Origin of the sequence: Sphingomonas sp. SORGH_AS_0870 (assembly GCF_031453175.1) — a bacterium.
Classification (GTDB): Bacteria; Pseudomonadota; Alphaproteobacteria; order Sphingomonadales; family Sphingomonadaceae; genus Sphingomonas.
The window spans coordinates 2,015,098-2,033,614 of the sequence record NZ_JAVIYW010000002.1 but is presented as its reverse complement, the minus strand read 5'-3'; the positions used below and the strand labels follow the sequence as shown (position 1 = coordinate 2,033,614).

Genomic DNA, 18,517 nt, shown 5'->3' with positions numbered 1-18,517 from the left:
CGTCGTGCGTGTCGTACAAGCCGGGGCGCAGCGGCCTCGATATGACGACGCATCCTGTGCACCCCCGAGGGATCGTTCATGCGCTTAATCCCGCTGCTCGTCCTGAGCCTATCCGCCACCGCCCTATCCGCTGCCGCCCCTTTCGACCGGGCGGCGTGGCAACAGGACTATGCCCAGCTCAAGGGCGAACTGCTCGACCGCTACGTCAACCTTGCCTGGAAAGCGTCCGGCGCCGGCGGGGTCGACCTGCCCGCCCTCGATCGCAAGACGATGGCCGCACTGGCTTCGGCCGGCAACGACACGGAGGCAGCAGACGCCATCCGCGCCTTCATCGCCGGTTTCCATGACGGGCATTTGTCCGAACTGCCCTATCTCGCCACAGCCTCGACACCCGCCAGAGAACCCGACAAGGCAACGCTCGATCTAGCCGAGCCAATCGCGGGGTGCGCGGCGCTGGGTTATGCCTCGACCGGACCGGTCGTCTTCTCGCTGCCGTTGGAAAGTCTTCCCGGCTTCCGGCTGATATCCGACGGGCTCGGCTCGACTTTCCGAAGCGGCCTCGTCACGCGATCGAAAGTGACGATCGGCGTCGTCCGCATCCAGAACTTCCGCGCCCGCGCTTTTCCCATGGCCTGTCTCCACGCTTGGGCCGACTTGAGGCAAGCGGGCACGGCGATCACGCCGGACACAGTCCGCGAAGCCGCGCGCATGCGCTGGTTGAAGGACATGGCGGCTACGATCGGGACGCTGCGCCAAGCCGGTGCGACGACCCTGGTGATCGACATCGGCAACGACAGCGGCGGTGACGATAGCGGGGACTGGACGCCCCGCCTCCTGACCGACCGCCCCGTGCGATCCGCCCGCCTGATGATGGCGGACGCACCGATCGCCGCGCGCTATTTCGCGGAAGAGATTGGCGACATCGACGAAGCGCTCGCAGCCACCCGGTCGCGTGATGCCAAGACCGCGCTGGCCGATGCCCGTACCTTCTTCTCCCGCCAGGCCGCCGCGATCGGTCGGCATCGCTGCGACCTGTCATGGGTGTGGCGGGAGCAACGGAATTGGTCGCCGTCGAACTGCAACCGGCTGCTGCCCGCCGGCTATGCCGGGGGCTATTCGCCCGGCCTGCCGGGCGACGTCTATAGCGACGCCAACGCAGCGGCCGCGCTGTCCTCAGCCGCGACCGTTCGACAATTCTACGGCAGTTGGACAGGGGCGACCTATGTCATCGCCGACAAGCGGTCCTATTCGTCCGCCGAGATGTTCGCGGCCGTGATGCAAGACAACCGGATCGGCAAGCTCGTCGGCGACCGGACGGGCGGTGACGGGTGCGGATTCATGACGGACGACGATCCGATCGTACTCCGTCACTCGCGCCTACGCTTCCGCGTGCCGAACTGCATGAGGCTTCGGGCGGACGGCACGAACGAGGAGGCGGGCGTCGTGCCCGACCTGCCCGTACTGCCAACCGAGGGTGAAAGTGACCGGGCACGCGGCGAGCGAGCCTTGCGAACCATCGGTAGCGATGCAGCCCTCGGCCCTCAAAAACCCAGCTAGTCATGAATTTGAGAACGCTGCATGATTCCCGATCGACCATCCCAATGGGAACGACGCAGGCTAAATCTCACCACGCTACAGTGCGGCCAGCTGGGCGAGATGGTCATTGATGCCCACGCCCGAGCCGGTAACGTTGACCGTCTCGAAATAGTCGTGCCAGCCCGACGCGGCGATGCTGTGCACCAGTGCCTCGATCGCCGAGGCGTCGGGTGCCCGCCACAGGGCGAAGAAGCGGTGTGACGGGGCGTGAACGACCGCGGCCTCAGCCTCGCCGAACGCGATCGCTTCGACACCGATCGCCGACAGCGCGGCCATGCCGGCGCCGATCTTCTCGAAGAAGCGCTGGCGGTCGAGCTGATCGAGGGCGAGCCATGCTGGCTTGGGCGAATAGAGTTCGGTCAGATGATGCGTCACGCAATGGCTCCTTCGTCAGTGCGGGCGATTGATCGCACGCAATCCGCGCTTGCAGATGCGGCCAGTCGCCGCGGCCGTGCTTTCGGCCATCCATCGCGCGCAGAGCGATCGAACCCAGTCCGGTTGGTCCTTACCGGCATCGTTCAGCCAGTTCCCGACCGAGTCCTGAACATAGGCAGCGGGATCGGATCGCAGCGGCTCCAGAATCGGTAAAGCCCGCTCCGGCGCCTGGCGCAAAGCCCTGATGTGGCTGCACCATACACCACGAGGCCGGGTCGCTTCACTGGCAAAGCGCCGCAGATACTCGGACGGCTCGGTTGCCCAGCCCGCGAGCAGATCGATCGCATCCTCGAGCTTGGCGGCGATATGGCCGCGAACCGCCATCCACGACCATTCACGCACACCGAAATGAGGATCGTCCGCCAGCGGCCGGATCAGATGCAGGCGGTCGGCGAGGGTGAGGTCCTCGAGCGCTCCCACCATGAAGCACGCCCAGCCGCGCACCGTGTCGGAGGGATGATCGCGCAATCCATCGATAACGGCCATGCCGCCATGATCGAGAACGAGGTGTGCAGCCAGCGCCATCCGGCGCGTTACACCGTCGCCGGCGGCATGGCGCATCGTTGCTACAGCCTGCTCGCCAATCGCAGGCACGGCGCGGGGCAACAGCGCCGCGAAGTCGACGGACAGACATTCGGTCAGCGTCGCGGCCTCGATCGTGCCGGCGTCCAGTTGCGCACGGCGGGCCGGATCGATGTCCACGATGCGGTGCCCTTTGCGCCCAGCGGTCATTGCGCGTCGCAGACGGCCATGACCGGTATGTCCTCCGCAGGCGTTGCCAGGTTATCCCGAACACGCCGGAGCAGCGCACCGACACCCTCGCGCTCGGACGGCGTAACCCCAGCCAACAGCGAAGCGATCCATTGACCGTGCTCGACGAACAGACCGCCCGCAATCGTCCGTCCCTGCTCGGTCAGCCGCACCGACACCCGACGTCGATCATCCCGATCATCATGCCGGACCAGGAACCCGTCTCGCTCCAGGCCATCGAGCAGACCGGTGACCGTCGCCCGTGTGACGCCTGCGCGGGAGGCCAGCTCATGGGGCGCGATGCCGTCAGGCGCGTCGCGCAGCAGGAGCAGCAACACGAACTTTCCTTCAGACAGGCGGTGCGGTGCAAGGCGCGCGGCACAGGCACGATCGATGGCGGAAGCCAGCGCCAGCACCTCGAAACACAGGCGCATATCGTCCGCTTCCGGTCGTCCATGGCGTTCGGCATCGCCGAGAAAGGCCAAGTACTTGAGGTCTAGCGAGTCCATTAGCCGCCATCCTATAAGGCGCCTAACTATATGGCAATATCACCGCGTTGTGCGTCAATAAATTTCCCATTTTACCATCGATTCCGAGAATGCCTTTGGCGTCTCGCTGACCGTTCCCAATTGGGAAGGGCCGGAAGCGCCCACTTGCGGACATTCACGGCTCGCATCAGAATGCGGTCATGATCGCAAAACGGGCTTTTCCGGTACGACACTACGGCGCGCAGTTTATCTCCGTCGCGATCCTTATGGCGGCAAGCGCAGGTAGCTTAACTTCGTGTCCGCGAAACCGGCAGCAGCTCACCCACTCCAACTTCACGGGTCCGGAAAGCCGTCCATCGTTCAGGCCGCGATCTTTGGGATCGGACCGACGTAGACTGATGCAGGGCGGATCAATCTGCCATTGCAGACCTGTTCGCGCGCATGGGCAATCCATCCCAGTGTCCGGCCCATGGCAAATACGCAGGTGAACTCGGCAGGTTCGAAGCCCAAGGCCTCCAGCAGGAGCGCCGTGTAGAATTCGACATTCGTCTGGAGCGATCGATCCGGCTTGCGCTCACTGAGTATCTGCAAGGCTGCGGCCTCCACGGCTTCCGCAAGTGCGAGCCGCCCCGTATTTGATGACAGTGGTCGCACGGCCTGCTTCAGGGCATCCGCTCTCGGGTCCCGGACCCGGTAGATGCGGTGCCCGAACCCCATCAACCTCTCGCCCCTGTCGATGGCGCGTTCGATCCAGGCCCGTGCGTTGGAGGCTTCGCCGATCTCGTCCAGCATCTCGACGACCGGACCGGGGGCGCCTCCGTGCAATGGGCCTTTCAGGGTACTGATCCCGGTAAGCACTGCCGACGTAAGGCCGGCAAGGGTCGAAGCCGTCACGCGCACCGCGAATGTCGAAGCATTGAGGCCATGATCGCAGACCGTGACAAGATAGGTATCAAGTGCGGCCGCCTCGTCCACGGTCGGATTGCTCCCTCGGACCATCCGCAACATATCCGTGGCATGGTCCGCCTCCGGATCGGGCGGTAGCGGCATTTGCCCCTTCCTCTGGCGTGCAACGGCGGCGGTGAAAACCGAAACTCCCGCCGGTAGCCGTATGGCGGTCCGCAGGTCGTCCCCGTCAGGTATCCGCGCCAACAAGGCACGGACCGCTTCCACGGCATTCAATCCTGCAGGGATAGCATCGACATAGGCGAACGCTTCGACCCGCGCCGCGCCCAGCATCGCTTCAAGCCCGGCCGGTTCCGGCAAATCGTCAAAAAAGCCATCGAGCAGCAGATGCGCGACTTCGCCAAACCGCGTCCGCCCTGCCAACTGGCCAAGTTCAAACCCGCGGATCACCAGCCGTCCTGCCGCGCCATCGACATCCGACAATATGGTGTTTGCGGCAACGACGCCTTCCAAACCTTCAGCCAATTTCTGGAACTCCTGCTTGACGAGCACAGGATTCCCATGGACATTATCTCGGTCAATCTTGATCAACTTAATCAATATATAGGCCCAGCTATGACCGGGTGGTCCACTGCCGAAGAGGTGATAGAGCGCTTGGGTCTGAAGCCGCAGACACTCTACGCCTATGTCAGTCGCGGCCGGATCGAGGCTCGACGGGATGCCGACGATCCCCGGCGCAGCCTCTATCGGACCGCCGATGTCGTTCGGTTGGAGAAGCGCCGGGCGCGCGGCAGAGCACAGGCTGCCGTGGCCGAGGAAGCCATCTCGTGGGGAGAGCCGGTGCTGGCATCTGCGATCACGACGATCGCCGAGGGCAAGCTCTGGTACCGGGGGCAGGACGCGGCAACGCTCGGCGAAACCGCCAGTCTCGAAGACGTGGCGCGACTGCTGTGGGACTGTGGCGACGAGCGTTTCCCAACGCAGACCAACACTATCCCGGCGGGGCGCCCTCACGACCGGATGTTTCAAGCTCTTGCCTGGCGCGCGGCGACCAGCCCGGCCATGCGCGGAAGAAAACCCAAGGCGCTCTACTTCGAAGCAGCGGCCTTACTCGATCTTCTCGTCGATGCGGTTGCTGGGGGCTCGGGCGAAGGCCCGATGCACCGGCGCCTCGGCCGAGCCTGGGGATGCGACGACACCGGCATGGATCTCATCCGACGTTCATTCGTGTTGCTGGCGGACCACGAGCTGAATGCCTCGACCTTCGCGGCTCGGGTCACGGCTTCAACCGGGGCATCGTTGGCTGCCTGCGCGCTTGCCGGACTTGCCGCCCTGTCAGGCCCTTTGCACGGCGGCATGGCGGTACGCGTCCGCAGTTTCCTCGTTGAATCGGACAAGTCCGGTCCGCATGAGGCCACGGCGGCACGCCTTTCAGCAGGCACAATCTTACCGGGCTTCGGCCATCCTCTCTATCCTGGTGGCGATCCGCGAGCGCAAGCGCTGCTGGCGGCCTTTGAGCCGCTGCCCGAGCATTCTGCCCTCGCGGCTACCGTTCAGGATGTCACCGGCGAACTGCCGAATATCGACTTCGCCCTGACAGCACTCAGCGAATTTGCGCATCTACCCGACGACGCCCCCTTTCAAATTTTCGCTACTGCCCGATGCGCTGGCTGGATTGCCCATGCCTTGGAGCAATCACGCACCGGAATACTGATCCGCCCAAGAGCCAGGTATGTTGGTGTCGACCCAGGAACCACGTGAATCGCCGCCAGAGCGGTCACTCACGACGAGCGCGTCGAAAGCGGTTATCCGTTCATGCACAGTTGACGCGCCGGAATGACGTGCCTTGGGACAAACCTGCCATCCGCAGCCGCCTCGTCAAACGGCAGGTTCAGTCGAGATCTGCCATTTATAAGTCTCGAAAGAGATCGATTTCCAGGAATGGTCGGGTTGCATAGTTTCTAAGCCATCGACGCGCGGCGACAGGCTGGATCTCTAAAGGGCCTCCTTGGCCCTGGCGCCTGTTTGGATGAGCGAGGAACGCCATATACTTGCCATATACTTGCCATATACTTGCCATATACTTGCCATATACTGCCTGGAAATTCAATCTGGTGAAGTACGCGCCTTTTGCAAGACAGGGCGTCGCAATCGCTCCGCCGTGAAATCCACCCACTCCGTCGACAGATCGACGCCTCACAAGGCGCAACACGCCGTTCGCAGTTGAAACAAACAAGTTGCACTTTCCTGAAGGATAGGTTTCATTTGATTCGCTCACCAAGCAAGTGAGTGACCGAAAGTTACGCGGCAGCCTATTGGGGTGGCCGCGAAACCTGTGATCCTGACGCCGAGGGGATGCTGATGGGTGGGGGGAGACGGCGCTTCGCCGTCCGCCGCTTCAGCATCTGGGCCAAAGGGGGAACGGGACGGCATGGCAACACGGCGATCGGTACTTGGCAAATTGGGGATGGCGGCGGGGTTGGGCCCCATGATGGGCGCGATGCAGGCGCTCGGGTTGGCCGGGATCGCTCATGCACAGGATTGGGAAGCGCCGCCCCAGGAGCTGGGGCGCGGACGGCATGTCGTGGTGCTGGGGGCGGGCATTGCGGGTCTGACCTCCGCCTATGAGCTGGAACAGGCGGGTTTCCTTGTCACCCTGCTGGAGGCGCGCGACCGGGTCGGGGGACGGGCTTGGACGGTGCGCGACGGCGACAGGATCGAGATGAACGGCGAGGAGACGCAGACCGCGCGCTTTTCCTACGGCATCTATTTCAACGCCGGCCCCGCCCGTATCCCCAGCTTTCACCAGGGGCTGCTGGGCTATGCCAAGAAGTTCGGCGTGCCGATGGAGGTGGAGGTCAATTCCAGCCGATCGGCCTATGTCATGGCCGATGACGGGTCGAAGATCCGGATGCGCACCGCGATCAACGACATGCGCGGCCGCATCGCAGAACTGCTGGCCAAGGCGATCAATCAGGGTTCGCTGGACCGGGAACTCAGCGCGGCGGATCGCGAGCGCCTGCTGCCCTTTCTGAAGGCCTATGGCGATCTGGATGCCGATGGCGGGTTCAAGGGGACTGAGCGGTCGGGCTTCGGCACCGCACCCGGCGCGGGCGTGACCTTTGCCTCGCCTTCGACCGCGATGCCGCTTGACCAACTGCTCGCCAACCAGCGCCTGCCGATGACCTTGTTCGAGGACAATCTGTACATGCAGGCGACGATGTTCGAACCGGTGGGCGGCATGGATCGCATCCACGCGGGTTTCGACCGGCATCTGCGCCATCCCGCGCTGCTGGGGGCCGAAGTCACGGAGATCCGCCAGAAACACGCCGGCGTGGATGTTGTCTATCGCGACCGGAGCAGCGGCGTCGTGACGACCGTCGCCGCCGATTATCTGATCTGCACCATCCCCTTCCCCGTGCTGGCGGGGATCACCACCAACTTCTCCCCCCGGCTGAAGCGCACGATCGCCGAGGTGAAATACGACTATTCCAACAAGGTCGCCTTTGAGAGCCCACGCTTTTGGGAACGCGAGCAGATTTATGGCGGCATCTCGTTCGTCGGTGGGCCGACCACGCTGATCTGGTATCCCTCGGCTGGGCTTCACAGCGAACGCGGCATGATCCTGGGCTGCTACAGCTCCGGTCCGGTAGCCGCCGAGTTTCAAAAGCGACCGATCGCCGAGCAAATCGCCTTTTCCCGTGGGGTGATCGACCGGCTGCACCCCGGCCACGGCGCGGACTGCGTCAATGGGATCGCGGTCAATTGGCACAAAATCCCCTTCAGCTTGGGGCCCTGGCCCGATTGGAATGCCGGAAGCGCCAATGGCCGGCAGGAGGGGCATATCGACACCCCCGCCTATCGGTTTCTGCAGGAGCCGGAGGGCCGCGTTTATTTCGCCAGCGCGGCGCTCAGCCAGACACCCGGCTGGCAAGAAGGCGGCATCCAGTCGGCCCGGCAGCAGGTGAGCGCCATCGCGCGGCGCGTCGCCAGCGAGGGGCCTATGGCCCGACGCGCCGCCTGAATTCGAGGGGCGGGCAATCAGGCCCGCCCCCTGGTCTTAAAAATCGAATTGTGCCCGGCTCCGCACCAGCGGCAGCCGCAGAACCGACGCGAGTTTCAAGTATTAAGATATTTCATGTGGCTAATTTACGGCATTTCTCACGAAAAACCGAATCCGGTAGAAATTATTAACTTGCCATGACGGGCGATCCATCAAATCATCCACGCGGTAACGTCGATTCTTATATTGCGAAACGCCGACAACAACAAAATTCAATATTTCAATATATATGATCGGGAGGGGATCCTGTTTGTCGCACCATGACAAGGGGGACAACCATGAGGAATCGTCACGCCGTATCTTCTATCGCATTGACATCCTGCCTACTGTTCGGGGCGAGCGGCGCTGCATCGGCACAAGTCGCGTCCGGCCTGATACCCGTTTCCGCGACCACCATGTCCGATCCCGACCCCGACCCCAATGCGGTCGCGCCGGCGCAAAAGGGGGACGAGATCATCGTCACCGGCACCCGCGCGACCGGCATCACCGCCGCCGAGAGCGCCGCGCCGATCAAGGTTCTGGGCGAAGAGACGCTCAGCCATGTCGGCCAGCCCAATCTCAACCAGGTGCTGACCCAGCTCGTTCCCTCCTTCGTCGCCCAGGCATTCGGCGGCGACACCGCCAATTTGACGCTGTCGGCCCGGCTTCGCGGCCTGAGTCCCAACCACACGCTGGTGCTGGTCAACGGCAAACGTCGCCACGGCACGTCGAACCTCGCGGTGCTCGGCGGACCGTTCCAGGGTGCGGCGAGCGCCGACCTCGACCTGATCAGCCCCTCCTCGATCAAACGGATCGAAGTGCTGGAGGATGGCGCGGCCGCCCAATATGGCTCGGACGCTATCGCGGGCGTCATCAACATCATTTTGAAGGACGATGCCTCGGGCGGTGACGGCTATATTACCGCGGGCAAGAATTACGATGTCGGCGGCGACACGCTGGCGGGTACTTTGCACCTGGCGACCAAGGTTGGTGAGACCGGCTATTTTAACGTCACCGCCTTTCACCGCTTCCATGATTTCACGCAGGTTGGCGGACTCGACCGGCGCGTGACCGACAGCAAGGGCAATCTGCTGAACGGGACGACCAATCCCTCGCTCAGCGCCGTCCAGCGACAACTCTTTCCGCTGATGGACAATTTTCCTTACGTCAACAGGATCAACGGTGATGCGCAATCCTGGCTGACGAACCTTCAATATAATACCGCCTTCAACTTCGGCGATGTCGAGGTTTACAGCTTCGGCACCTATTCCAAGCGGATCGCGAGCGCGCGCCAGAATGTGCGCGTACCGACCCGCGTGTCGCGCACCGTCGGGGGCGTGACGACTTATTTCGATCCCGAGGGCAATAATCCGGCCAACGGCTTCACCCCCCGCCAGAAGATCCGCGAGGACGACATGGCCTTTACTGGCGGTGTTCGCGGCACCGCGAGCGGATTCGAGTACGACCTGTCGACGACCTTCGGCCAGGACAAGGCCGAAATCTATACGATCGATTCGGCCAATGCCTCGCTCTATGCCGATACCGGCTTCACGCCGACCAGCTTCTACAACGGCCTTTTCAAGTCGACCGAGTTCACGGTGAACGCGGACGCCCGGCGCGAGATCGAGGCAGGACTGGCGACGCCGATCAACGTCGCCTTCGGCGCGGAATATCGCCGCAACGTCTATCAGATCGGATCGGGTGATCCCGGCTCGATCTACAAGGAAGGCGGCCAGTCCTATCCCGGCTTCCGGCCCTCCGATGCCGGGGTCCATGCCCGGACCGCCAAGTCGCTCTATCTCGACTTGGCGACCAACCCGGTCGAGGCGCTGAAGCTCGACATCGCTGGCCGCTACGAGAATTATTCCGATTTCGGCGACCGCTTCATTTACAAGGCCACGGGCCGGTACGATTTCTCCAACGCGTTTGCGCTGCGCGGCACCTTCTCGACCGGCTTCCGCGCGCCGACGCTGGCCGAATCCTATTATTCCGCGACCAACGTCTCGCCGACCGCGGCCTTCGTCCAGCTGCCCGCCAATTCCGCGGCGGCCAAGCTGATCGGCTTCCAGAACCTGAAGCCCGAAAAGTCGACCAACTATTCGCTTGGCACCGTCATCCGGCCGCTGCCCGCCCTGACGATCACGCTCGACGCCTATCAGGTGAAGATCCGCGACCGTATCCTGGGCACGGGCTCGATCTTCGGCAGCGGCGGCGCGATCAATTTCGCCATCGTGCGTCAGGCGATCATCGCCAACGGCAATGTACTCGACCCCACGGTCAGCCAGACCGGCATCAACATCTTCACCAACGGCGCGGACACCCGCACGCGCGGCGTCGACCTGGTGGTCAGCTACACCTCCGACTTCGGCGATGCGGGCAAGGCATTCTGGACGATCGCGGGCAATTACAACGAGACCAAGCTGCAACGCCTGATCCCCGCACCCGCCACGCTGACCAATCCCGCCAATGGGCAGATCATTCCGCTGTTCAACCTGGGGGCGCAATCCAATATCGAAACCGCATCACCCCGGGTGAAGGTGATCAGCTCGGTCCGCTATAGCATCGACAAATTCTCGGCGACGCTGCGCGGCACCGTCTATGGCAAGACTTCGGCCCAGCTGAGCCCTGACGGCGGCACCTTCTACAAGCAGGAGATCGGCACGACGTTCATCGGCGATGTCGAGCTGAACTACGACATCACACCGTCGCTCGGCCTCGCGCTGGGCGCCAACAACGTGTTCAACAAGAAGGCGCCGACGGTCCCGCTGGTGCCCGGCACCACCAACCAGACGCTGGTCAATGGCGGCAACGTGCTCGACGCCCCGCTGACCTTCAGCCCCTATGGCATCAATGGCGGCTATTATTACGCGCGGATCAACGTCAGCTTCTGATATGTTCCGGCGGGCGCCACCCCGGCGCCCGCCGGCCTTGCTTACCGGAGAACCACCCATGTCGTTCCGTCTGCTCGCTGCCCCCCTTGTCGCGCTGGCCCTGTGCGGCACGACCGCCGCCTTCGCGCAGAGCGCCACCGTCACCCGCCACGCCAACACGCCCCCAGGGCTGATCCTTCAGGGGGTGACGGTGAAGCCGGGCGCGACAATGCTCTTTCTCTCGGGCCAGCTCGCCTCGCCGCTCGACCCGGCTGCCAAGACACCGGCCACCCAGCTGACCATCGCCGATTTCGGCGACACCAAGACCCAGACGGTCAGCACCCTCAACAAGATCAAGGCGATCCTCGCCGCGCGCGGCTTCGCCATGTCGGACATCATCAAGATGACGGTGTTCGTCGCGGGCGACCCGAAACTCGGCGGCAAGATGGACTTTGCCGGCATGAACGAGGGTTTCAAGCAGTTCTTCGGCACGGTGGAGAACCCAAACACCGTCGCCCCGCTCGACCGTGCAGGTGGCGGCGCTCGCTGGCCCCGCCTTTCTTGTCGAGATCGAGGTGACGGCGGCGAAATAAGGGCAAGGCTCGCCGGTCCCCTTCACGGGGATCGGCACCTACGTGACTTACCCCACCGGTAGCTTGCGATTCCAACCGTTTTCGCTAGCGCCAGCATGTCAACCGGGTCGGGCAAGCGAAAGCGCAGCTGCGCGAGCAGCTGCAGTCCAAAAGCCTAGTCATCCCAACAAGGCGGCCGAGAGCGCGCCACCATACAGCGCTCATTGAGCCGACGGACCGCTTGATATTCGTCGCGATCACTTCGATCTTGGTAGCACGGCCGGGATCGGCCGAAACAGGCGTTGTCCGTGCGATAGCGGCAAGAAATACAAGAAGTGTTACGCCGATCCGCGCGACGAACCGATAAACCATCCACCCTTCGACATCGCTGCCATCGATCGCGCACGGCGTCAGGCCGAGGCGCTGCGTACGCGCCACCTTCACAGCAGGGGCTTGGACGCCCGATTCTGTTGGAGCCGGTCAGCGGGGAACGCGTCGTGGTTGTCGACAAGCGCTTCTACCATTCGCGCAAATGGTTGTCGTTCAACGACTTCCTGCGTGACTATCCGCTTGGCCTGGCCCTGCTGACGATGCGTGTGGCGATACTGCTGGAGCCCGAGCACGTGGACACGCTTCCCACTCGGGATTTCCCCAACCGCCTAGACGCGAGCAACCCTCAATACACTGGCAGGCCGATGTGGCTCGATAGTAGCGCGTTCAATGAGCAGTCAGACCGATCGGTCTTGCGTAACGGCGCTTGGGAAGCCCTGGTTATTGCGTTGGACGGAGGCTGGTCTCAGCACCCCGACTTCATGCGGTTCGATCCCAGGGAGTCGTTCTTGCTGCGACGACTGATGCGCGATGACATGAGTGACAAGAACAGCCCGGAGACGGCACTTGACGCGATGCTGATGGTCTATTGCATCGGTGAGGCGATTGCCGTGGGCGTCAGCATGGCCAGGGCTGCCGGCTGGAGCGCCGACGACCGGGCCGAGATCGCCTTCCGATGGACTGCGTTCGAGGGGCGAAAGATTCAGGGGTGATCTAACCCGGTCCGATCGATCGGGCTCGGCTGAGCGGCGACTGCGACGCCGACCGTCGACGCCTTCGTTGAGGTCCCGCTGGACACACCGCATCTGGCGCTCGTACCTTACGTAGCCAAGGCGCTCGCGCCCCTGTTCGCCGTGTTCGGCGGCTACGAAGGCAAGGATCAAATGGTGGAGGAAGCGGTCAAACCGCTAGTTGAGCGCAGGTTGCCGGGGTGAGTTGGCGGCATCCGATCGGGCTAAAGCGGCAAGCCCTGGCGCTGGCTTTTGATTCAACAGATCCTCCGTTTCCGGGCTTTCGCTGAACGACCTAGCGGCGGCAGCTTTTAGGGGGCCTCACGGCTCCGCTGAATGGCCGACTTTGGGACGCATTTCTGCCTGACGCTCCGCTCCGGGCGAATGGCCGGTCTTGTCGGGAACAGCCATTCAAAGCCGGATATGCGAACGGCGTGAGTTGGTCGACACCTGCCGCGGCAGCCATGACCCAATTGCGCTCACTAGAAGATGATTCTCAGGCCTTACGCTTCATCGGACTGCTCTCAAGCCGCCGACGATCGTCGCGCACAGCGGCGTCGCCCAGAAGGTGTCTTTACGGCTCGCTTCGGCTGAAGCGGGACTTCGAGTTCAGCTGCCACCCCCGCCTTCTCAGCTAACTGGATGATCTCACGCTCCCACTTCAGGAACCAGGCTGCCTTCTCCTCTTCGAGTTCATATCCATCGTAGATCCGTTCCATCCCGACCTTCAGGTGGTTCAGCATCGCTTCGGCCGTTTCGAAGTCGACCTTCAGTCGCTTGGTGTTGCTCCGAGCCGTTCGTCGAAAATCGTGCGGGCAAAAGCGATCGATGGGCCTGTCGGCGATCTTCTCCATTCGGGCCAGCACGCGATCCCTGGCCTTGTACCAGCCGGTGGTACGCGGCCCTTCCACCCTTTCGGCGGGAAAAACCCATTCGTGATTACTCGCGAATAGCCGCTGCCCCCACGGCCCCAGGGCGATGGCATGCGCCGTCGAGTTCTTGGATCGGGCGGCGGGGATCGTCCACACGCCGTTCTCGATCTCGGAGCTACGAGCCTTGACCAGTTCGTTGATCCTCGTTGCGGTCAGGAGCGACAGGATCAGGCCACGCCGGAAATCGCGTTTCTCCAGCGCGACGGCCTGTAGGAACCAGCGAATCTCATCGAGGTCGAGCTTACGCGTCCGACGTGTTTCAACGAACTTCAAATCTCCCAGCCGCCGCGACGGGTCGTTTTCCAGGCCGACGACCAGTCCGCGCAAGCCCGCCGCCCAGCCGAAGAAGACCTTCAGTTCGGCGGCCAGCCGGTTTGCCCGGACCTTGGCGGTTTCGCCCTTCTTCGAGACCAGTTTGATCAGATCTTTCTCGGTCAGTTCGTAGATGATCTTCGCACCCAATGTGGGTGCGATATCGCGATCGTAGATGTCCTGCTTGTCCTTGAGCGTCCGCGGCTTGTTCAGGCGCTTGGCCCGCGAGGCGCGCCCTTCCCGCGCGGCCGTCATGTAGAGGGCGTGCGCACGGGCGACGGTCATCTCCGCCCGTGCCGCCGCCTCGCGAAGCGCCTCGCGCGGGTCGATGCCGGTCTCGACGTCACTATTAAGTTCCCGCGCCCATTCGCGGGCATCGCCGATCCGGTACGCAGGATAGCTGCCCAGCGTCATCTTCACCGTCACATCCTGATCCGGGAGGCGACGGCGATACTTCCAGGTCTTCTTACCGCGGGCACCGACCTCGATGACGAGGCCGGGCGTCTGCGGATCGGTGAGCGAGCCGGACTTCAGATTGTCCAGGCTGGCCGGGGTGAAAGGCTGTCTCGATGCCACGTTTCGAATCCCTCACGGGCTGCGAAGCGACACAAAAACGCGGGCACAAATCGGGCACAATACGCGTCCGCATGAGGCCATTTCAGGCCGCATCCGTCCGCATCCAAGTTTTGCTGAACCGCGCTCAAGGTATTCACTTTACAGCCGAATCGAGTGATTCTGCTGGCTGGGGCGGCAGGATTCGAACCTGCGTATGACGGTACCAAAAGAGTTTGGACCACGCCCTAGACACAACCGAAAGCGCAGAAATCCGCGCCTGAAGACTTCATAATACCGCTGGAAATGGTGTCAAGACACAAACTAGACACAGCGCTTCAAATTTCCTCAACCGTTATATACCACTTTCTTGGGCATCAATATAGGCCTGCACATGAGATAATTTGAACATCGGACGCCGCCCGCGCGGATGCGTGGAAAGGCTAAAATTATACTCAGGAGGAAAACCGGCGGGCTGAGCCGCTCGCAGCCGATTGAGCGTCTTGCGGCTTCGACGCAGCATATATGCGAATTCGTCGGCGGTGATTAGGCGGTCGGTCGTCATCGATTGGGCCCCCGTTGAACAGGGCTATCCATCTCTATCGCATTCGACCTGTCCGCAACGCCCTTTTACAGATTTTTGCAGAGCGTGATGGCCGTCCGCTTCCATCCGACAGCAGATTTCGCCAACATGTCCCTTGTCGCCGCTCAGGCACCAGCCCTACGCTGATGACCTTGCGATTTAGGATGAATGCCAGTGAATGGTGCAGAAGGTTTCAAGGTGATTGAGCGCTACGTCGCTGCTATCGCGAAACGCTCAATCGACCGCCCGATCTATCGTGGCCATGCGCATACCGGCTGGTTGCTAACCCCAGCGGCGTTCAGAGGCCCCATTAGAAACGGAATTCGGTCTTACGAGGAATTGTGCCGCTGGAAGCTAATGGCAGCGCGGTTTGCCGATCGCCGTACGACTGACCTTGAATGGCTAGTATTGGCCCAGCATTATGGCGTGGCGACTACATTACTCGACTGGACTACAAATCCGCTAGTCGCCCTATTTTTTGCCTGTGCGCCCCAGCAAGATCGCGACAGTGGCCGTCCGGCAGATGGCTGTATTCATACTCTTCCACGTGATGCATTGCCGCCCGCCCCAACAAATGCAAACTGGAATCCCCTAGTGCCTTACGACGGGCAACCGCTAATCATTGATACGCTTGTAATGAATCCGCGAACACTCGCTCAAGACAGTGTCATGACGCTTCACCAAGAGACGACTAGCCGTCCCAATGATGACATCGAGTCCATGCTGTTCACGATTAAGGCTCACGAAAAGCGTCTGACACTCGATGTCCTGAAAATCATGGGCGTGAGTTCCGATCGCATTTTCTCAGATATTGGTGTAGTGGCGCGAGAATTCACAGACGAGTTAACACGGGAGGCTGCTATACGAGCGCTGAAAGTGCCGTCCTCGAAAAACAACGGCACGGCAGACTAGTTGAACGTCCATCGTAACATCATTTTTTTAAAAACGGACTCAAATTTACTATCGCACCACTCGGACTGCTTTTGCGGCAGCTTTCAACACGCTCGGGGCAGCCTTGGCAGCATTTTGCGCAAGCCTCATTGCAGCCGTTGAGCTATCTGCATCAACGCGAATCCACCGGGTTGCCTTACTTGCTTTCTTGATGATTTCCACAGCAACAGAGTATTTGTTCATCGTCAATCTCCCCGCTTGATCAAGTGAACGTCCATTGCGTTACAGTGTCAAGCAAATCCGCTTCACACTGGCGGCGGCGCGCCGCAAGGTGCCGGTCAATTTCCCGTCGATCCTCCTCATCACCCTCGACGTAGATGTCAGCGATCAGGCGCGGGATCGACCATTCGGACAGCGGCGCTGCCTCCGCCATCGCGGCATAATCAGGCTGATCAACGTGCAGGATCATCACCTGCGTCCAGCTTAGCGGTGATTTCAGTCGCGGCATCAATCGCACCAAGGAGATAGGCGAACTGCACGTCTGCCGGGTCAGCGGCGGGGAATATGTCGCGCAAGCGGTCGCGAAGATTTTCGAAATGCTCTTTTGTCATAACGATATTTAACCGGCGGGCCGCGTATCCCGCCGATAAGGGTTAGAAATCACGTTTCTTGATTATTCAGTGCCCACAGCGCTGCCGCTGGGATGACCCCTTGATGATCACGCTCAAGGAAGTCGGTGGCGCAGCGTCCATAGATCGCATCATCGTGGCCGTTGTCGAAGCGGTAGACCGAACCGTGCTGCGTCAAGACGGCGGGACCGTCACGCCAGATTTCTACCTCCACAGCGCGACTGGCATCAGAGTCGTAGATTAGCGATGCAAAGTAGTGTTCGACATCGTCCACCCCCTCAATATCCGGCCGCGAAAATTTCTTTTTGTTTCCATCATACTGGCGAATTGGAAGTTTAGCGATACATTCTGGCGTCACGCCCTCTGAGATGAGCCCTCTATAGTCCAAATCAAGATCGTCCAACTCATCGCTATGCGCAACGATGTAAGAAAGCATCAAAGAGCTATCGAACGTTTCCTGTAGAAAATATGACATATCTGTGTGGGCGTTATTCTCGATCGTCACCAATACGCCATCGAGGAAATATTCTACCGTCGTTATGTCACGCCGCTCGATGCGGTCATACTCAACTGACTCTTTACGAGTTACGCGCTCGTGGTCGTTCGAAACAAAATAGGAAAAGTCGGCAAAAATCTGCGTCTCGTATCCAGAAGGCGGAATGTCATCCCCGTTCCACTTGCACATCGTTACCTCCATAGGACTCGAACCATAGCGTTCATCGTTTACAAGGCAGCACGTCTACCGATCGCCCTGAAAAGACAGGACATCGCTCCAGTTTTCGTCTTCCGCAAGCCCCTGACGAATCTACCACTTTCTATACAAACCGACCTTTATATTACGGTCTTATATTTTCATCTCACAAAGACGCGCTACTTCAAACACGACAACTTACCGTTGCGCGCCTGATTTAGTTTTTTTGGATTTTCGATTGAATCTTTGCGCGCTGGGTCGCGAAGCAACAAAAACTTTTACTTGCGCGGATTACTCAGCCGCGACGACCTCATATTCATCGTTCGCCGCAGCAGATTCGGGATTAAGACGGTCACATGCGAAGGGCTTCGGATTCTTCTTTTCGTCCATGATCCGGTCGAACGCGTGATCGAAATATTCTTCGTCACGCTCGATACCGAAATAGCTCCGGCCCAACCGAACCGCTGCCACGCCGCTCGTTCCGCTACCCATACAGCAGTCCAACACGACATCTCCCGGCTCGCTATAAGCGGCAATCAGAAATTCCATGAGAGCCTCAGGCTTTTGGGTAGGGTGAAAGGGTCGGTGCGGGTTATCGAACTTCAAAATCGAGCGCGGAAAATTCTTCCAAGACATGTAAGTTTCGCCGACGCGAGCGCTCGTCGCCTTTCCATACGCACGCGTCTTCACCCGCCGCTTGACCCGCAGACGGTCAGGAACGGCACCAACCGGGTTATAGGTCATACGCCGCGTCGAACGCGATGCGTCCACGATCGCAGCCTTCGAGAAGACCAGCACCTCTTCATGTTCGCTGATGGGCTGGTTTTTCGCCTTCAAATGCGAAGAAGGCCGCGACTTCTGCCAAATAAGCGTCTGCTTATACAAGTCGGGTGCGGCAACGATGAGGTCAGCGGTGAAGCGCCCGGCCGAATTCAAGACAATCGTTCCGGTCCGCGTCGTGATGCGGCGAAATTCCCGCCACAGCGCTTCCATATCGATGCGGCTATCCCACGGGCACTCAGTCGAGCCAAACGGCAGGTCAGCCGCGATCAGGTCAACATGGTTGTCGGGAAGCTGCGACATCACGTCGAGGGCCTCACCGTGCACGAGTTCGATGAAAGGGGCGAATACAGAAGGCGTCAGGGTCATTTTGTCTCCACGAATTGTTGATGGAGAGACGTTTACCCTGACCCCGCCGCCCGGTACG

At 61.1% G+C, this 18,517-nt stretch carries 18 protein-coding genes; 8 read left to right on the top strand and 10 right to left on the bottom strand.

Annotation, left to right across the window (positions count from 1 at the left end):
- Nucleotides 1–78 precede the first annotated feature (78 nt).
- Nucleotides 79–1,557 (top strand): S41 family peptidase, encoded by a 1,479-nt coding sequence (locus QE363_RS09870; RefSeq protein WP_309694797.1) that lies wholly within the window; start codon nt 79–81, stop codon nt 1,555–1,557.
- Between the two features lie 75 nt (nt 1,558–1,632).
- On the opposite strand, the gene QE363_RS09865 is transcribed toward QE363_RS09870, so the two are convergent.
- From QE363_RS09865 to QE363_RS09850, 4 genes are all read right to left on the bottom strand, one after another.
- A complete protein-coding gene (locus QE363_RS09865; protein ID WP_309694796.1) occupies nt 1,633–1,971 on the bottom strand; it encodes a DUF6616 family protein in 339 nt (112 codons plus the stop codon).
- Nucleotides 1,972–1,986: 15 nt separating this feature from the next.
- Nucleotides 1,987–2,733: a DNA alkylation repair protein gene (locus QE363_RS09860; RefSeq protein WP_309694794.1), complete on the bottom strand. Its 747-nt coding sequence runs from the start codon at nt 2,731–2,733 to the stop codon at nt 1,987–1,989.
- Between the two features lie 26 nt (nt 2,734–2,759).
- The gene (locus QE363_RS09855; protein ID WP_309694793.1) at nt 2,760–3,290 is read right to left on the bottom strand and encodes a MarR family transcriptional regulator; all 531 of its coding nucleotides are present in this window, start codon (nt 3,288–3,290) and stop codon (nt 2,760–2,762) included.
- 339 nt (nt 3,291–3,629) lie between these two features.
- Nucleotides 3,630–4,727 carry a citrate synthase/methylcitrate synthase gene (locus tag QE363_RS09850; protein WP_309694792.1) on the bottom strand — a complete coding sequence of 366 codons (1,098 nt, stop codon included), beginning with the start codon at nt 4,725–4,727 and terminating at the stop codon, nt 3,630–3,632.
- A gap of 9 nt (nt 4,728–4,736) precedes the next feature.
- Here QE363_RS09850 and QE363_RS09845 point away from each other — a divergent pair, with 9 nt between their 5' ends.
- From QE363_RS09845 to QE363_RS09825, 6 genes are all read left to right on the top strand, one after another.
- The gene (locus QE363_RS09845) at nt 4,737–5,936 is read left to right on the top strand and encodes a citrate synthase family protein (RefSeq protein WP_309694791.1); all 1,200 of its coding nucleotides are present in this window, start codon (nt 4,737–4,739) and stop codon (nt 5,934–5,936) included.
- A 706-nt stretch (nt 5,937–6,642) separates the two neighbouring features.
- Complete coding sequence (locus tag QE363_RS09840; protein WP_309694790.1) at nt 6,643–8,199, top strand: FAD-dependent oxidoreductase; 1,557 nt, start codon at nt 6,643–6,645, stop codon at nt 8,197–8,199.
- 434 nt (nt 8,200–8,633) lie between these two features.
- A complete protein-coding gene (locus tag QE363_RS09835) occupies nt 8,634–11,108 on the top strand; it encodes a TonB-dependent receptor domain-containing protein (protein ID WP_309694789.1) in 2,475 nt (824 codons plus the stop codon).
- Between the two features lie 58 nt (nt 11,109–11,166).
- Nucleotides 11,167–11,742, top strand: a complete 576-nt coding sequence (locus tag QE363_RS09830) for a Rid family hydrolase (RefSeq protein ID WP_309694788.1) — start codon at nt 11,167–11,169, stop codon at nt 11,740–11,742.
- A 163-nt stretch (nt 11,743–11,905) separates the two neighbouring features.
- Nucleotides 11,906–12,247: an SEC-C metal-binding domain-containing protein gene (locus tag QE363_RS19725; protein ID WP_405053219.1), complete on the top strand. Its 342-nt coding sequence runs from the start codon at nt 11,906–11,908 to the stop codon at nt 12,245–12,247.
- Nucleotides 12,157–12,702 (top strand): hypothetical protein, encoded by a 546-nt coding sequence (locus tag QE363_RS09825; RefSeq protein ID WP_309694786.1) that lies wholly within the window; start codon nt 12,157–12,159, stop codon nt 12,700–12,702. Before QE363_RS19725 ends, QE363_RS09825 begins: the two co-directional genes overlap by 91 nt.
- Nucleotides 12,703–13,244: 542 nt before the next feature.
- Here QE363_RS09825 and QE363_RS09820 read toward each other — a convergent pair.
- A complete protein-coding gene (locus QE363_RS09820) occupies nt 13,245–14,540 on the bottom strand; it encodes an integrase arm-type DNA-binding domain-containing protein (RefSeq protein ID WP_309694785.1) in 1,296 nt (431 codons plus the stop codon).
- Nucleotides 14,541–14,871: 331 nt separating this feature from the next.
- Nucleotides 14,872–15,081 (bottom strand): AlpA family transcriptional regulator, encoded by a 210-nt coding sequence (locus QE363_RS09815; RefSeq protein WP_153006168.1) that lies wholly within the window; start codon nt 15,079–15,081, stop codon nt 14,872–14,874.
- Between the two features lie 186 nt (nt 15,082–15,267).
- Between QE363_RS09815 and QE363_RS09810 the strand changes: the two genes are divergently transcribed.
- A complete protein-coding gene (locus tag QE363_RS09810) occupies nt 15,268–16,011 on the top strand; it encodes an FRG domain-containing protein (RefSeq protein WP_309694784.1) in 744 nt (247 codons plus the stop codon).
- A 241-nt stretch (nt 16,012–16,252) separates the two neighbouring features.
- On the opposite strand, the gene QE363_RS09805 is transcribed toward QE363_RS09810, so the two are convergent.
- The 4 genes from QE363_RS09805 to QE363_RS09790 form a co-directional block, all read right to left on the bottom strand.
- Entirely contained in the window at nt 16,253–16,459 is a 207-nt protein-coding gene (locus QE363_RS09805; protein ID WP_309694783.1) for a hypothetical protein, read from the bottom strand.
- Nucleotides 16,443–16,601: a hypothetical protein gene (locus tag QE363_RS09800; RefSeq protein ID WP_309694782.1), complete on the bottom strand. Its 159-nt coding sequence runs from the start codon at nt 16,599–16,601 to the stop codon at nt 16,443–16,445. The genes QE363_RS09805 and QE363_RS09800 overlap by 17 nt, the downstream gene beginning before the upstream one ends.
- Nucleotides 16,602–16,650: 49 nt before the next feature.
- Nucleotides 16,651–17,304, bottom strand: a complete 654-nt coding sequence (locus QE363_RS09795) for a hypothetical protein (protein ID WP_309694780.1) — start codon at nt 17,302–17,304, stop codon at nt 16,651–16,653.
- A 297-nt stretch (nt 17,305–17,601) separates the two neighbouring features.
- A complete protein-coding gene (locus QE363_RS09790) occupies nt 17,602–18,459 on the bottom strand; it encodes a site-specific DNA-methyltransferase (protein WP_309694779.1) in 858 nt (285 codons plus the stop codon).
- Nucleotides 18,460–18,517: the final 58 nt, after the last annotated feature.

What these genes read in the sequence shown, in the direction of transcription:
- QE363_RS09840 (WP_309694790.1), top strand. Translation starts at nt 6,643, where the DNA reads ATGGCGGCGGGGTTGGGCCCCATGATGGGCGCGATGCAGGCGCTCGGG.
- QE363_RS09830 (WP_309694788.1), top strand. Translation starts at nt 11,167, where the DNA reads ATGTCGTTCCGTCTGCTCGCTGCCCCCCTTGTCGCGCTGGCCCTGTGC.
- QE363_RS09805 (WP_309694783.1), bottom strand. Translation starts at nt 16,459, where the DNA reads ATGATCCTGCACGTTGATCAGCCTGATTATGCCGCGATGGCGGAGGCA.
- QE363_RS09855 (WP_309694793.1), bottom strand. Translation starts at nt 3,290, where the DNA reads ATGGACTCGCTAGACCTCAAGTACTTGGCCTTTCTCGGCGATGCCGAA.
- QE363_RS09790 (WP_309694779.1), bottom strand. Translation starts at nt 18,459, where the DNA reads ATGACCCTGACGCCTTCTGTATTCGCCCCTTTCATCGAACTCGTGCAC.
- QE363_RS09835 (WP_309694789.1), top strand. Translation starts at nt 8,634, where the DNA reads ATGTCCGATCCCGACCCCGACCCCAATGCGGTCGCGCCGGCGCAAAAG.
- QE363_RS09845 (WP_309694791.1), top strand. Translation starts at nt 4,737, where the DNA reads ATGGACATTATCTCGGTCAATCTTGATCAACTTAATCAATATATAGGC.
- QE363_RS09800 (WP_309694782.1), bottom strand. Translation starts at nt 16,601, where the DNA reads ATGACAAAAGAGCATTTCGAAAATCTTCGCGACCGCTTGCGCGACATA.
- QE363_RS09815 (WP_153006168.1), bottom strand. Translation starts at nt 15,081, where the DNA reads ATGACGACCGACCGCCTAATCACCGCCGACGAATTCGCATATATGCTG.
- QE363_RS09870 (WP_309694797.1), top strand. Translation starts at nt 79, where the DNA reads ATGCGCTTAATCCCGCTGCTCGTCCTGAGCCTATCCGCCACCGCCCTA.
- QE363_RS09810 (WP_309694784.1), top strand. Translation starts at nt 15,268, where the DNA reads ATGCCAGTGAATGGTGCAGAAGGTTTCAAGGTGATTGAGCGCTACGTC.
- QE363_RS09795 (WP_309694780.1), bottom strand. Translation starts at nt 17,304, where the DNA reads ATGTGCAAGTGGAACGGGGATGACATTCCGCCTTCTGGATACGAGACG.